This window comes from Vibrio phycocola (assembly GCF_054404255.1).
Genome location: NZ_JBTAMQ010000005.1, coordinates 180622 through 196789 on the forward strand (window position 1 = coordinate 180622; position 16168 = coordinate 196789).

Below are 16168 nucleotides of genomic sequence, written 5' to 3' on the forward strand. Positions count from 1 at the left end.
CAAAAAACTCCTTCTATTTATTGAGCTTGGACGCGAAGTTCAGCAGCACTGCGGCTTTGGTGGCCAAGTAGTGTGCTTAATTCTGCGGCTTGAGGTTTGATTAGGTAGAACTTGGGAATCCAATCATCGAAATTTGCTAAAATCATTTCAGCGTATTCAGATTGTGTTTCTTCTAAATGCTCTGCGATCAAGCCACGTAAGTGCTCTTGATGAATATAGAGATCTTCTAATGAGAGTGCTTCGACAGATTCGTTGTTGACTCGTCCGGCAAAATCACCATTTTGATCGAGTACATAAGCAAACCCTCCGGTCATACCTGCACCGAAGTTTACGCCAGTTGCGCCAAGAATTGCGACAATTCCGCCTGTCATGTATTCACATGCATTATCACCAGCGCCTTCGATTACGGCTATGGTGCCAGAGTTTCGAACACCAAAACGTTCGCCGGCAGTCCCAGCGGCAAACAGTTTTCCGCCAGTTGCGCCGTATAAACAGGTGTTACCCATAATCGTGGCGTCATTACACTTAAATGCCGTTCCTTGATGAGGGTGGATAACAATTTTCCCCCCAGCCATGCCTTTACCAACATAGTCGTTTGCATCACCAGTCAGATAGAGTTCGATCCCCCCGGCATTCCAAACTCCGAAAGATTGTCCTGCAGTACCTTCAAAATGGAGCTTAATTGGTGATGAAGCAACCCCTGCATTCCCATAACGTTTAGCCACTTCACCCGATATCCGTGCGCCGACCGAACGATCGGTATTGATGATGTTGTAATAGAAATCGGCAGTGTGCTGAGCGTCAATCGCTTGAGTGGCATCTTCGACGATTTTTTGATTGAGCAACCCTTTATCAAACGGGATATTTGGCTCGGTGCAAAACATCGGTAAATGATGTTTCGAGACCGGTTTCTCCAAGATAGCAGAAAGGTCTAACTTACGTTGTTTGGCTGTATTGCCTTCTAGCACTTCGAGTAAATCAGTTCGGCCGATAAGGTCAGTCAGTTTCTCGACGCCAAGCTGAGCCAGATAACCACGTACTTCTTCAGCAATACCAGTAAAGTAGTTAATTACCATATCTGGTAGACCCTTAAAGTACTCTTTGCGCAAGGTTTCATCTTGAGTGGCCACGCCGGTTGCGCAGTTATTGAGGTGGCAAATCCTAAGGAACTTACACCCCATTGCGACCATTGGCCCGGTACCGAAACCAAAGCTTTCAGCGCCTAATATCGCGCCTTTTACGACGTCGAGGCCAGTTTTTAAGCCGCCATCAACTTGAAGACGTATTTTGTGGCGTAATCCATTGGCAACTAAGGCTTGTTGTGTTTCTGCTAAACCAAGTTCCCAAGGACACCCCGCGTATTTCACCGATGTTAGTGGGCTCGCAGCGGTGCCTCCGTCGTAACCGGATATCGTGATTAAATCTGCGTACGCTTTAGCCACGCCGGTTGCAATGGTTCCAACTCCCGGCTCAGACACTAATTTGACCGATATTAATGCATTTGGGTTTACTTGCTTAAGATCGAAGATCAGCTGAGAGAGGTCTTCTATCGAATAAATATCATGGTGTGGTGGCGGTGATATGAGCGTGACACCTTGTACTGAGTGACGAAGTTTGGCTATTTCTGCTGTGACTTTATGGCCTGGTAGCTGTCCACCTTCGCCAGGTTTTGCACCTTGAGCGACCTTAATCTGCAATACATCAGCATTTATTAAGTAGTGTGGTGTGACGCCAAATCGACCAGAGGCAACTTGCTTAATTCGAGAGTTACGCTCAGTACCAAATCGAGCCGGGTCTTCTCCACCTTCTCCAGAGTTAGAGTAACCGCCAATACGGTTCATCGCCGTTGCAAGAGCTTGGTGTGCTTCTGGGCTTAGTGCACCGATCGACATAGCCGCTGAATCAAAGCGTCTGAAGAGTGCTTTAGATGCTTCGACTTGCTCCAATGGAATTGGCGAGGTACTTGAACTCAGGCTAAATAGATCTCGCAGCATTGAAACTGGTCGCTGGTTTACTTGAGCCGCATAAGTAGTGTAGTCAGTCGGTTCGCCAGTTTGTACGGCCTTTTGCAAAGTACTGACCACATCTGGGTTGTAGACGTGATACTCACCACCATGGACATATTTGAGTAACCCGCCATGTTCAATCAGTTTTCGAGTTGCCCATGCTTTACGCGATAAGTTACTCATATCTTGTTGGAAATCAGAGAATGTGGCGCCTTCTATTCGAGTTGTCACACCACTAAAGCAGAGATCGACTAGATCTTGGCTCAAACCTATCGCTTCAAACAGGCGTGAGCATCGGTAGGAAGCGACAGTTGAAATGCCCATCTTGGACATGATTTTAAACAGTCCTTTGTTGATGCCGTATTGGTAGTTTTGCATCACATCGCGATAGCTTTTTTCGATTAAACCGTCAGCGACCATTTTTCCAAGTACTTCATACGCTAAATACGGGTATACAGCGGTAGCGCCAAATCCGATAAGTACCGCAAATTGATGAGGATCGCGTGCGGTTGCGGTTTCAACCACGATATTAGCGTCACAACGTAGTTGAGTATTCACTAAGCGAGAATGAACAGCGCCCACTAACATAGCGGCAGGAATCGGGAGCTTGTCCTTGGTTATATCTCGATCAGATAAAACGAGTAGCACGGTCCCTTCTCGAACGACCTGTTCAGCTTGGTCACAAATATCTAAGATCGCTTGTTTTAAATCTTTTTCATTGGGATCAAAATTAATATCGAGAATGGTATTTTGGTAATGTTCGTTATCGAGGCGCAACAACTGGCGCATATCGGAGTACATTAATACTGGTGAATCAAATGTAACTCGATGAGCATGGCCATCGGTTTCATTAAAGACATTCATCTCTTGGCCAATGCTCGTGGCCAAAGACATGACGTGTTTTTCGCGTAACGGATCAATCGGTGGGTTCGTTACTTGAGCAAATTTCTGGCGGAAGTAATCGGTGATTAAGCGCTCTTTCGAAGACAATACCGCCATTGGTGTGTCATCGCCCATTGAACCGACTGCTTCTTGTCCCATGTCGCCAAGAACTCGCAATACTTGATCTATCTCTTCGTTGCTCATAGCAAATTGCTTTTGATAGACTTTTAGCTCTTCCACCGAAAGGTTTGTTTGTCCGATGAGCGTATCGTCCAACTGGGCAAAAGGCGTTAATTGATGAACGTTATTTGTCATCCACTCTTGATATGGGTGACGTGATTTGAGTTCATTATCAATTTCACCGGATTGCCAAATTTTACCTAGTTTGGTATCAATGACAAATAACTCACCAGGGCCGACACGACCTTTTGTTGCGATTTCATCGGGAGCGTAGTTCCAAATTCCAACTTCAGAGGCGATGGTAATCAGATTGTCTTTTGTAATCACATAGCGCGCAGGGCGTAAGCCATTTCGATCGAGGTTACAGGCGGCATAACGACCATCAGATAACACGATTCCTGCTGGACCATCCCATGGTTCCATATGTTTTGAGTTAAAGTCGTAAAACGCGCGAAGTTCAGGATCCATATCTGGGTGATTTTGCCATGCAGGTGGAACCAACATTCTCATTGCTCTAAATAAGTCCATACCGCCCGCTAAAAAGAGGTCGAGCATGTTATCCAAGCTCGAAGAATCGGAGCCTATTTCATTCACGAACGGTGCTGCGGTTTGCAAGTCTGGAATCAGAGGAGACGCAAATTTATAGCCACGAGCCCGTGCCCATTCTCGGTTTCCTTCAATGGTATTGATTTCACCATTGTGGGCTAAATAGCGAAATGGTTGCGCTAAAGGCCAGCGGGGTTGAGTATTGGTTGAGAAGCGTTGATGGAACAAACAGATCGACGACTCCATACGCAGATCGGCGAGATCAAGGTAAAAACGTGGTAAGTCCGCAGGTAAGCAGAGTCCTTTATAAACAATGACTTGAGTGGATAGGGAGCATATATAGAAATCAGAGTCGTCGGTGATACGCTTTTCTATTCGTCTTCTAGCAACATAAAGGCGGCGTTCAATATCTCGATCTCTCCAACCTGCAGGAGCGGTAATAAAAACTTGTTGAATGTCTGGTAGCGACTCATGCGCAATGGGACCGAGAACATTGTCATTGGTTGGAACAGGACGCCAACCACAAACGGTTAGTGTCTCTTGTTTTAGTTCTTGGTTGATGATGTCACGGGCAGTTTGAGCTTTTATAGGATCTTGACTCAAAAACACCATGCCAACCGCATACTGATTACCCAGTGTCCAACTGTTTTCTTCGGCAATAATGCGAAAATAGCTGTCTGGTTTTTGTAGCAGTAAGCCACAACCATCACCGGTTTTCCCATCCGCAGCGATTCCGCCACGGTGCGTCATTCTATCTAATCCTGAAATAGCCGTTCGGACTAGTTTGTGGCTTGGTTTTCCTTTGATATGTGCTATCAAACCAAACCCACAGTTGTCTCGTTCGAAACTTGGATGACACAGCCTCATTGCAATTCTCCTTTTGCTAATCTGTTATAACACAGTAAGTGACTAACTATTCTTATTTCTCGCTATTATTGAGTTTATATGCACTTATTGAGCGTATAAATGCGAGTTGCTTGTCTGATCATGACCACCTAAGCTAGAGCTAAAGTGACAAAACGTCAAGAGAATCATGCTGACTTGTTGCATAAGTTATTGATTTGTTAACGAGAGTGTTACTCAAATATTTTATGCTGAGCGGAGTCGTAGGTAAAATGATAGAGGATTTATAGTTAGGAGCATCCGTCAGACGGAAAAATAAAAGGTCAGTCGCGAGCGACTGACCTTTAGGTGATGCTATTAATGTTCGCTTAATAAGTTATCAAGCAGAGTCGACATTTAGTTAGATAACATTAACGAATCTGCTTTCGCTTCTAAGTTAGTGTTACCCATTAGGTATTCATCGACAGCACGAGCACATTCTCGACCTTCGTTAATACAACGTACGACTAAAGATTGGCCTGTTCTCATGTCACCTGCGGCAAAAACACCCGCTTGGTTGGTTTGGAAATCTTTGGTTGCAACATTGCCTCGGTCATCGAGTTTGATGTCAAGTTGAGCAAGAGTCCCATGTGGCTCTGGGTGTAAGAAACCCATAGCCAAGAACGCCATGTCACAAGGGATAACACGTTCCGTATTTTGGATTTCACAGAAGTTAGGGCGAACACCTGGTTCAGCTTCTTCCCATTCGATATCGGCGATACGAAGGCCTTTAACATTGCCATTGTCGTCGCTGATAAATTCTTTGGTAAGAATGTTCCAGTGACGCTCACACCCTTCTTCATGAGAAGTAGAAGTACGCATAATCATTGGATACTGAGGCCAAGGCATATTCGCAGTACGCTTTTCCGGTGGTACTGGCATGATCTCAACTTGAGTGATACTTGCTGCACCATGACGGTTGGACGTTCCCACACAGTCAGAGCCGGTATCACCACCACCGATGACGACTACGTGCTTACCTTCTGCATAAATTTCTTCGGTCTTTAAGTCCATATTATTAGCACGGCGATTGTTTTGACCTAAAAATTGCATCGCAAAATAAACGCCATTGAGTTCACGTCCCGGGATTGGTAGATCACGAGGAACTGTAGATCCGCCAGTCAGCAATACAACATCGTATTCTTGACGTAATTGCTGAGCATTTATGTCGACACCGATATGAGCGTTAACAACAAACTTAATGCCTGCCTCAGTCATCAAATTGATTTTACGATCAATGACATCCATTCCCAGTTTAAAGTCAGGAATACCAAAACGGAGTAGGCCACCGACTTTTTCATCACGCTCATACACAGTTACGGTATGACCAGCACTGTTTAACTGCTCTGCAGCAGATAAACCAGCAGGACCAGAACCAATGATAGCAATGGTTTTTCCAGTACGGCTACGTGGCGTTTTCGGTTGTGCATAACCTTCACGGTAAGCAGTCTCAACGATGGTTTTCTCAATGTTACAGATAGTGATTGGATCTTGGTTGATTCCAAGAACACAAGCAGTTTCACATGGTGCAGGACACACACGCCCCGTAAATTCAGGGAAGTTATTGGTCGAGCTCAGAATGTCCCAAGCTTCTTCCCAACTGTCTCGATAAACCGCGTCATTGAATTCTGGAATGATGTTACCAATTGGACAGCCGTTGTGACAAAACGGCACACCACAATCCATGCAACGAGAAGCTTGGGTATTTATTTTTTTACCAAACTCTTTGTTGAGGACGAATTCTTTATTGTCTTGAATACGTACCGAAGGTTCTACTTTACTTGGTAGTTCACGGCCGTGTTCTAAAAATCCAGTAGGCTTACCCATTATACTGCCTCCGTTTGTTGTTGCTGTGCTGCTTCTGCCTTACGTTGAAGAAGGACACGTTTATAGTCACGTGGCATAACTTTTACCATCGACTTGAGGTTGTCTTCAAAGCTAGTAAGGAATGATTGTGCAACTTCACTTCCTGTGAATTCAACGTGCTTAGTTAACATCTCTTTAAGGAGATCTTTGTCTTCTTGCTCAAGCGCGTCAAGGTCGACCAATTCAGGGTTGAGTTTGGTGTTGAAGTCACCAGCTTTATCCCAAACGTAAGCAATACCACCACTCATACCTGCGGCAAAGTTACGACCAGTTGAACCAAGGATGACCGCAATACCACCTGTCATATATTCACAACCGTGATCACCGACACCTTCAACTACTACTTTGGCACCTGAATTTCGAACACAGAAACGTTCGCCAGCTTTACCACGGATGTAGGATTCACCAGAGGTTGCACCGTAGAAACAGACATTACCAACAACAATGTTGTCTTCAGCCACTAAAGAGGATTTCGCGTCAGGATAAAGAACGATCGTACCACCGGATAACCCTTTACCCCAATAATCGTTGGCATCACCTTCGACTTCAAACTTCACGCCTTTCGCTAAGAACGCTCCGAATGATTGCCCTGCAGAGCCATTGAATTTCACATTTAGAGGCTGTGGTAGTCCTTGGTCTTTGTATACTTTCGATATTTCATTCGACAGCATGGTACCCGTACTACGGTCGGTATTGATGATAGGGAATTCACCATTTACCGCTTCACCACGCTCTAGTGCTGGAGTCGCAAGTTCAATCAACTTACGGTCGAGAATATCATCAAGACCATGATTTTGATTTGTCTGACAGTACACGCCGTCTTCTGCACGAGCTTGCTCGATGTATAGAACAGGTGAAAGATCAAGGTTACGGTATTTCCAGTGATTGATGTTATCGCGCACTTTCAGTTTATGTGCTTGACCAACCATTTCATCAACACTGCGGAAACCAAGTTCAGCCATGATTTCACGTAGGCCTTCAGCCATATAATTAAAGAAGGTCACAACATCTTCAACACGACCATCAAAACGCTCACGTAAAGTCTTGTTCTGAGTTGCAATACCCACAGGACAGGTATTCTGATGACATTTACGCATCATGATACAGCCTTCAACAACAAGAGCAGCTGTTGCAACACCCCATTCTTCTGCACCAAGTAACGTCGCAATCGCGATATCACGAGGTGTTTTCATTTGGCCATCGGCTTGGACAACGATACGGTTACGCAGACCATTTTTCAGGAGTGTCTGGTGCGTTTCTGCTAGACCTAATTCCCAAGGAAGGCCGGTATGACGAATTGATGACATCGGTGATGCACCTGTTCCTCCGTCGTAACCCGCAATCAGGACAACATCCGCTTTGGCTTTCGCCACACCAGAGGCGATAGTACCGACGCCTGCTTCGGAAACGAGTTTGACGTTTACTCGGCCAACACGGTTAGCGTTTTTCAAATCGTAGATTAGCTGAGCTAAATCTTCGATAGAATAGATATCGTGGTGTGGTGGTGGAGAAATAAGTCCGACCCCTGGGGTTGAGTGACGCGTCGCGCCAATCCAGTCGTCGACTTTATCACCAGGAAGTTGACCACCTTCACCAGGTTTCGCGCCCTGAGCCATCTTAATCTGAATTTCATCAGAGTTCGTTAGATAGTATGACGTTACACCAAATCGTCCAGATGCAACTTGCTTGATAGCAGAACGTTCTGAATCGCCATTCTCTTTTGGAGAGAAACGAATAGGGTCTTCACCACCTTCACCAGAGTTTGACTTCGCGCCAATGCGGTTCATTGCCACTGCAAGCGTGGAGTGAGCTTCGTGAGAAATCGAACCAAATGACATTGCACCAGTCGCAAAACGTTTAAGGATGTTTTCTACTGGCTCAACATCTTCCAACGGAATTGATCCTGCTGGATTCTTAATAAAGTCCAATTGGCTACGTAATGTAACGGCTTTATCACCTTGAGTATCCACTGCGCTTGTGTATTTCTTAAATTGAGCAAAGTCTTTGTTGCGCGTCGACTGTTGCAGCAAGCTAATGGTTTCAGGGTTGAATAAGTGCTGTTCACCACGTTGTTTCCATTGATATACACCACCGACATCGAGCGTTTTAAGTGGGATTTCCCGTAGTGGGTAACCAACACGGTGACGGACTAAGACTTCCGTCGCAATGTCGTCTAGAGTTAGACCTTGAATACGCGAAACAGTACCGGTGAAATATTTATCTACTACGGATTTGCTGATTCCAAGTGCTTCAAAAATCTGAGCGCCATGGTATGACTGCAATGTTGAAATACCCATTTTCGAGAATATTTTCAACAGACCCATATTGACGCCTTTACGATAGTTATCGAATAAGTCATTAAGAGGGGTATCAGCATCGAGCTTCTTGCGACGTTGAAGATCAACAATCGTTTCAGTAACGATATATGGGTTAACTGCATTTGCACCGTAACCAATGAGTGTTGCGAAGTGGTGCGTTTCACGAGCATCACCAGTCTCAACAACAATGCCACATTTCGCACGTAAACCACGACGAATAAGGTGGTGGTGTACAGCGCCAACAGCAAGCATCGCTGGAATAGCTGCATGGTTAGAGTTCGCTGAACGGTCAGTTAATAGGATGATAGAGTAACCGTCGGTCACTGCATCTTCTGCGTATTGGCAAATACGTTTTAAGGCGCGTTGCAATTTGCCTTGATCACCATTGGCTTGGAATACAATGTCCAATGTTTTCGCTTGAAGGTGCTCGTTATCGATAGCTCGAAGTTTTTCAAGCTCTTGGTTCGAAATAACCGGAGAGTCCAGTTCAACCTTACGACAGTGTGCTGGTGATTCTGCAAGTAGGTTTTGCTCTTTACCTATGTAGGTTTTCAGCGACATTACCATACGCTCACGAATCGGATCGATAGGCGGGTTTGTCACCTGAGCAAATAACTGTTTAAAGTAATGAGATAGATGTTGAGACTGATGCGATAAAACCGCTAGAGGCCAGTCTGCCCCCATTGAACCTAATGGCTCATAACCAGTTGCTGCGAGTGTTTTAATGATGTCATTAACTTCTTCACTGCTAACACCGAACGCTTGTTGACGGTGCAATAAACGTTCTGGTTTTGGTTGGCTGTGGCCAGTGTCAGCATCTGGTAACTCACGCATGCGAAGTAGGTTGTCTTTCACCCATTTCTCATACGGTTGCGAGTTTGCGATAGAATCTTTTACTTCATCATCAGAAATGATTCGACCTTCTTCAAGATCGGCAACAAAGATACGACCAGGTTGGAGACGACCACGATACTCAACGTTCTCAGGATCGATATCAACCGCACCAGTTTCTGATGCCATGACGAGGAAATTGTCCTTAGTCACAGTATAGCGAGATGGGCGTAAACCGTTTCGGTCTAGAGTTGCCCCTACTGTAACACCATCGGTAAAACATACAGATGCAGGGCCATCCCACGGTTCCATAATGTTGGCGTGATATTGGTAAAACGCACGACGTTTTGGATCCATGTTTTTATTTTCTTGCCATGCTTCAGGAATCATCATCATAAGAGCATGTGGCAATTTACGCCCAGAAAGAACCAATAACTCTAGAGCCATATCGAAGTTCGATGAATCTGAACTGCCTTCTTGACAAATCGGCAGCAACATATCGATTTCAGCTTTAGTGAACAATTCTGATTCTAGAATCGCTTCACGTGCTTTCATCCAGTTCAAGTTACCGCGAACAGTGTTGATTTCACCATTGTGAGCGATATAACGGAAAGGTTGAGCCAAACGCCATCTTGGGAATGTATTGGTAGAGAAGCGAGAGTGAACGAGCGCCAATGCAGAAACCATCGTTGGGTTCTGAAGATCTAGGAAGTATTGAGGCACCTGCTCAGTTGTTAACTGACCTTTATATACCAATGTTTTGTAAGACATTGAGTTAATGTAAAACTCATCGGCAATATTAGAGATACTTTCTAGACATACGCGGACAGTATAGTTACGTAATACGTACAGTTTACGTTCTAACTCTTCTGGCGTAACACCAGGGCCACCAGAGATAAACACATGCTCAAATTGAGGCTCTGTGCTTAGCGGATCGGCACCTAACATAGAGTTGTCAGTCGGCAATACTCGATAGCCTAAAATTTCTAGCTCTAAACGCTTAGCATTGCGTTCTAGAATATCACGACACTGATCGCGCTTATATTCGTCTTTCGGGAATAAAACGACACCGACACCGTACTTCTCAAATGATGGAAGCTTAATGCTAAGTTTTACCGCTTCTTCAAGAAGAAATTCATGAGGCTTCTGTAAAAGAATACCTGCACCATCACCACTACAAGGATCACAACCTTGACCGCCACGGTGTTCCATGCGCGCTAGCATTTCCAATGCTTGAGTGACGACCTCATGAGATTTACGATTCTTCAGATGAGCGACGAAACCGATACCACAAGCATCATGCTCCAATTCTGGAGTATATAGTCCTTGTGAATTCTGCTCTCTATCTAACATAGATACATCCTTCCAGTTTAATCGAGGCACATTTAGGCCAAGGGAAATAAGCCCTTAGCCTGAAAGCGCGACCGATTTTATCATTGTTATGGTTCTAAACTAATGATGTGTCATTAGTTCGAGTCCTTTCCGTATCTCACAGAAAAATAGCGTGAGAAAAACAGTCCTTAGTGATATTTAAGTTATTATTGCTTCTTTTATAGAGCTTTATATAGGTGGGGATAAATATCACCGAATCTTGTGCTGGTGAAATAGGGTGAGAAATCACCTGTAACAGCATCAAAGTGTACGTATCCTACAATTTTGTTTCTATAAATTCCAACGAAAACGTCGCTTTTATCTGACATTTTTTTCGTTCGTTTAAATTGACTAGCTTTTCGTTTGTCCAGCATTGGGAATTAATTCGTTTAATTTCGTATGTTTATTGATGTTTGCTAGGTTTTACAATGGGTGAGCGAGCTAAACTAGCGCCTCAAAATTGCTGAGCAGAAAAACAGCTACGTGAAGCAATGTGACTATTTATGCATTTGAGGTAATTAGTGAAGCAATTACACGAGATGGTTAATACCATAGGGCAAGATCTGAAACGCCGCTATGGTGAAAAAGTTCATAAACTCGGTTTACATGGTGGCTTCAGTTGTCCCAACCGTGATGGGACGATTGGAAAAGGCGGGTGTACTTTTTGTAATGTCTCTTCTTTCGTTGATGAAACAACCCAACAAGACTCGATTCCAGACCAATTAGAAGCCAGAGCGAATGAGGTAACGCGTGCTAAGAAATATTTAGCCTACTTTCAAGCTTACACGAACACTTATGCTGAAGTACAAGTGTTAGACAAAATGTATCAAGAGGCGCTACTCGGTAAAGATATTGTTGGTTTGTGCGTGGGGACTCGCCCAGATTGTGTGCCTACGGCAGTACTGGATCTTTTAAGTAATTATCATACTCAAGGCTATGAAGTGTGGTTAGAGTTAGGGTTACAAACCGCTCATGATCATACTCTGAAAAAAATTAATCGTGGTCATGACTTTGCTTGTTATCAAGCGACGACAGAGAAAGCGCGCGCATTAGGAATCAAAGTGTGTACTCACCTTATTATCGGGTTACCTGGAGAGACTCATCAGGATAATATAATGACTTTGGATCAGGTGCTTGCGGTTGGTACTGATGGAATAAAGCTCCATGGTCTTCATATTGTAGAAGGAAGTACTATGGCAAAGGCATGGAAAGCTGGAAAGTTGGAAGCGCCCAGCTTAGAGCAATATGTGACGACAGCGAGCGAAATGATTCGTCGCACTCCCAGAGATATTGTTTATCATCGAGTTGTTTCGACGGCGCGTCGGCCAACCCTACTTGCTCCTATGTGGTGTGAAAACCGATGGTTAGCAATGATGGAAATTGCGAATCGACTTAATCTCGATGGGGAACAAGGATCGTTGGTTACCCAAAATAGTGATGTCGAACAAATAGAAACACGTGATTAGACATAACTGACTTTTTTTGTCTTATACTGACCTGAACTCGCCAGTAGCTATACTGTATTCAGTATTTAACGTTTGATATCTGGTTTCCTACATTCAATTAGATTCGGAGTGATGGCATGAAGCCAATGAAGAACCTTGCTCAATACTATGTCGATCTTTTAGTTAAATTGGGCATTTTACGTTTTTCTTTATTATTGGCGTTAGCATTCGTTGCTTTGGCTGTTGTTGTTCAGGTTGGTATAACGTTAGCGCTTCATGGGTCAGTGGATAATGTCGTGATTATCCGTTCGATTTTCTTTGGATTGATCATTACACCATGGGCCGTCTATTTTCTTTCTGTTGTCGTCGATCAACTAGAAGAGTCTCGTCAACGACTATCGAAGTTGGTTTCAAAGTTAAAAGATATGCGCTCTAGAGATCAAGAGCTCAATCAACAACTCCAACAGAACATTGCTAAGTTAAATTTGGAGATAGAAGAAAGAATTAAAGCTGAAGATGCTCGTAAAGCAGCAATGGTGGATTTAGAAAGTGAAGTCCGTCAGCGAGAGAACACCCAGCTTGAATTAGCGGAGCAAACCGCATTGCTGCGTTCATTTATTGATGCATCTCCGGATTTAATTTATTACCGAAATGCCGATGGTGTCTTTTCAGGGTGTAACCTCGCACTTGAAGAGTTAACCGGTAAGAAAGAGAGTGAATTAGTCGGGTTAACTCCTTGGGATGTATATCGTAAGGAGATCGCAAAAGAAATTGTGGCGACTGATGAACTGGTATTCACTCAAAATCGCTCTATCACTTATGAACAATGGCTAGAGTACCCTGATGGGCATAAAAACTATTTCGAACTACGTAAAGTGCCATTTTACAACAATGAAGGTCGTCATTTAGGCTTAGTTGGTTTTGGGCGTGATATTACCGAACGCAAGCGTCATGAAGATTCCCTTGAAAAAGCGAGCCAAGATAAGACGACATTCATTTCGACAATCAGTCATGAATTACGAACCCCACTGAATGGGATTGTCGGTTTAAGCCGTATGTTGCTTGATACAACCATGTCAGAAGAACAGCGTAAATATATGCAAACCATTCACGTTAGTGCTGTGACTTTAGGCAATATATTTAATGACATCATTGATATTGATAAATTTGATCGTCGCAAATTGGACTTACTACCTGAAACACTGAATTTCCAAGAATTTGTCGCTGAGCTTGAGAGTCTTGCTGCGTTAATGGCACAGCAAAAAGGGCTACGTTTTGATCTTGAGCGTTTAAGCGATCTTCCTACTTACGTTCAAGTCGATGGTACTCGTTTACGTCAGGTGCTTTGGAATATTCTTAGTAACGCGATTAAGTTCACTAAAGAAGGTGGGGTTGTCGTGAATGTTAGCGCCGATACTGAAGCTGAGCAGGCGCATATAATTATTGATGTTGAAGATAGTGGTATTGGCATTCCAGAGGAAGAGCTCGAGAAAATCTTTGCAATGTATTACCAAGTGAAAAGTGGCAAAGATAATCTGCATGCGGTTGGTACGGGTATTGGATTGTCAGTTTCAAAACAGCTAATGAAGTTGATGGGAGGCGATATTTCAGTCTCTAGCGAAGATGGTTTTGGCAGTACTTTTAGTGTCACATTTAGTGTTCCTTTGATGCCACATCCGTTTTCTCAGGCAGAGCCTATCTCTTCATGTAAAAGCTTGAACATTTTCATGGTAGAAGATATTGAGTTAAATGTAACGGTTGCCCGGTCTTTATTAGAGAGTATGGGGCACAGTGTTGAAGTTGCGATGTGTGGAGAGGATGCTAAGAACCTCTTTATTCCAGGTATGTATGACTTGGTTTTTCTCGATATTCAACTTCCGGACATGACGGGCTTTGATGTAGCTGCTTATTACAGAAAAACTTACGAAGCGAATGGGATTGGGTTACCTCCCTTAGTTGCATTAACGGCTAATTTACTGAAAGACAAAAATGAATATTTACGTCAAGGGCTAGATGATGCCATTAGTAAGCCTCTGTCTGTTGTCGATATCAAATCGGTTATCGATAAACTCTGTGTTCGGACTGGTTCTATTGAGGCTTCCCAAACTAATGTGATTGCCAAAATAGAGAAAAATGGTCTATCTGATGGCGAAGTGGCAAAAATGTTAGATATCGATATGTTAACTTCTTATATCGATATTGTCGGTAATAAGCCAGTTCTTGATAGTATCGATATGTTTGAAACGTTGATGCCTGATTACATCAAAATACTTGACTCAAATATGATCGCTAAAGATCAAGATGGTATTGTCTCTGAAGCTCATAAAATTAAAGGAGCAGCTGGTTCGATAGGGTTAGCTCGAATTCAACGTGTTGCTCAAAAGGCTCAATCACCCGAGGCGCCAGCATGGTGGGAAAATATCGATGATTGGGTTAACGAAATTAAAAATGAATACCACAATGACATTCGTTTATTGAGGGACTGGATTTCAACACGTTGAGAAGTGGAATAGAGTTTATTTGAGTGGATAAATAAAAACCCCCTGAGATAGGGGGTTTTTATATTGACATGACTTTGTTAGAAAGTGGTTAGTCTTCTAAGTCACCACAAAATCGATAACCTTCACCATGAATGGTCGCTATGATTTCAGGCGTACCTGCAACGGATTCGAAATGCTTACGAATACGACGAATGGTTACATCAACAGTTCGATCATGCGGCTTTAATTCACGCCCGGTCATTTTCTTTAATAAGTCAGCACGAGTTTGAATCTTGCCTGGGTTTTCACAAAAATGCAGTAGAGCACGAAACTCTGAGCGTGGTAGTTTATAACTATCCGCAGCCGGGTTAACTAAAGAACGGCTATTTATATCCAATTCCCACCCGTTAAATTTGTAGCTTTCGACATTACGTTTCTCTTCGAAAGTCGTATTTTGGGTCATTGCACGACCTAGTAAGTTTCGAGCTCGAATCGTCAGCTCTCTAGGACTGAATGGTTTGGTAATGTAATCATCGGCTCCAATTTCTAATCCGAGAATTTTGTCTACTTCATTGTCACGGCCTGTTAAAAACATTAGCGCAACATCAGCTTGCTCTCGCAATTCTCTAGCCAGAAGAAGCCCATTTTTACCTGGTAAGTTGATATCCATAATGACCAGATTAATTGAATTATCTGATAATATATTATGCATATCTTCTCCATTGCTAGCCTCGAATACGTTGTATCCCTCTGCTTCAAATATGCTTTTTAGCGTGTTTCGAGTTACTTGCTCATCTTCAACAATCAGAATCTGCGGAGTTTGCATTAGCGGCACCTAAACTTTGTAATTGAAATGTAGTAAATATATATAATTCTAGATAAAAAATAACATTTTCGTAATATATTTGTGATGGTAAGCCAAGCCTTAAATACCTTGGGCTTTAGCTTCTATTACTATTTTTGTATGAGTCAAGATCACGAGTAAGACCCAACTTATGTTATTACCTGTGTTGCGGTGGATTCTATATTGTTAACAGCTTGCTAACAACACTCGGAGAATATTACTGTTAATTTTGTTGATTTACATCAATAGAACTAAAATCATAAATAACACTATTATAAATACTGATGGTAAAGTATCCAATATCACTAATGTTAATTTTCTTTTTTTATTAAGTGCCCGTTTATTAACTGTTTGTTTTTAATGTTTCTTTTTTTATTTTTATTGTCTTTTGCTAATATCTTTATGCTGAGTAACATATGTGCGGCTTTGTTCCATCACCGGTTTTTTAGGGGGGGAAGAAGCACACAGAGGCACAGCAATCGTTATAATCACAGTCAATCGTTGCGGTGGTTTTAAT

At 43.1% G+C, this 16168-nt stretch carries 6 protein-coding genes; 2 read left to right on the top strand and 4 right to left on the bottom strand.

Going from position 1 to position 16168, the window contains the following annotated elements; genetic code table 11:
• Positions 1-17 precede the first annotated feature (17 nt).
• The 3 genes from gltB (ACXJY6_RS09530) to gltB (ACXJY6_RS09540) all read right to left on the bottom strand — a co-directional run bounded on the left by gltB (ACXJY6_RS09530) (position 18) and on the right by gltB (ACXJY6_RS09540) (position 10864).
• The gene (gltB, locus tag ACXJY6_RS09530; protein ID WP_458768181.1) at positions 18-4481 is read right to left on the bottom strand and encodes a glutamate synthase large subunit; all 4464 of its coding nucleotides are present in this window, start codon (positions 4479-4481) and stop codon (positions 18-20) included.
• 372 nt (positions 4482-4853) lie between these two features.
• A complete protein-coding gene (locus ACXJY6_RS09535) occupies positions 4854-6323 on the bottom strand; it encodes a glutamate synthase subunit beta (protein ID WP_456050601.1) in 1470 nt (489 codons plus the stop codon).
• Positions 6323-10864, bottom strand: coding sequence for a glutamate synthase large subunit (gltB, locus tag ACXJY6_RS09540; protein WP_456050602.1), 4542 nt, complete (start codon positions 10862-10864; stop codon positions 6323-6325). The genes ACXJY6_RS09535 and gltB (ACXJY6_RS09540) overlap by 1 nt, the downstream gene beginning before the upstream one ends.
• A gap of 557 nt (positions 10865-11421) precedes the next feature.
• Between gltB (ACXJY6_RS09540) and ACXJY6_RS09545 the strand changes: the two genes are divergently transcribed.
• Both ACXJY6_RS09545 and arcB read left to right on the top strand, forming a co-directional pair.
• Positions 11422-12348 carry a tRNA modification radical SAM protein MnmL/YtqA gene (locus ACXJY6_RS09545; protein WP_458768233.1) on the top strand — a complete coding sequence of 309 codons (927 nt, stop codon included), beginning with the start codon at positions 11422-11424 and terminating at the stop codon, positions 12346-12348.
• A 125-nt stretch (positions 12349-12473) separates the two neighbouring features.
• Positions 12474-14828, top strand: a complete 2355-nt coding sequence (gene arcB, locus ACXJY6_RS09550; RefSeq protein WP_458768234.1) for an aerobic respiration two-component sensor histidine kinase ArcB — start codon at positions 12474-12476, stop codon at positions 14826-14828.
• An 88-nt stretch (positions 14829-14916) separates the two neighbouring features.
• Here arcB and arcA read toward each other — a convergent pair whose 3' ends face one another.
• Entirely contained in the window at positions 14917-15633 is a 717-nt protein-coding gene (gene arcA, locus ACXJY6_RS09555) for a two-component system response regulator ArcA (protein WP_458768182.1), read from the bottom strand.
• Between the last annotated feature and the right edge of the window lie 535 nt (positions 15634-16168).

Coding starts and splice junctions, on each gene's coding strand:
- gltB (WP_458768181.1), bottom strand. CDS start 4,481: ATGAGGCTGTGTCATCCAAGTTTCGAACGAGACAACTGTGGGTTTGGT.
- arcA (WP_458768182.1), bottom strand. CDS start 15,633: ATGCAAACTCCGCAGATTCTGATTGTTGAAGATGAGCAAGTAACTCGA.
- ACXJY6_RS09545 (WP_458768233.1), top strand. CDS start 11,422: ATGGTTAATACCATAGGGCAAGATCTGAAACGCCGCTATGGTGAAAAA.
- arcB (WP_458768234.1), top strand. CDS start 12,474: ATGAAGAACCTTGCTCAATACTATGTCGATCTTTTAGTTAAATTGGGC.
- ACXJY6_RS09535 (WP_456050601.1), bottom strand. CDS start 6,323: ATGGGTAAGCCTACTGGATTTTTAGAACACGGCCGTGAACTACCAAGT.
- gltB (WP_456050602.1), bottom strand. CDS start 10,864: ATGTTAGATAGAGAGCAGAATTCACAAGGACTATATACTCCAGAATTG.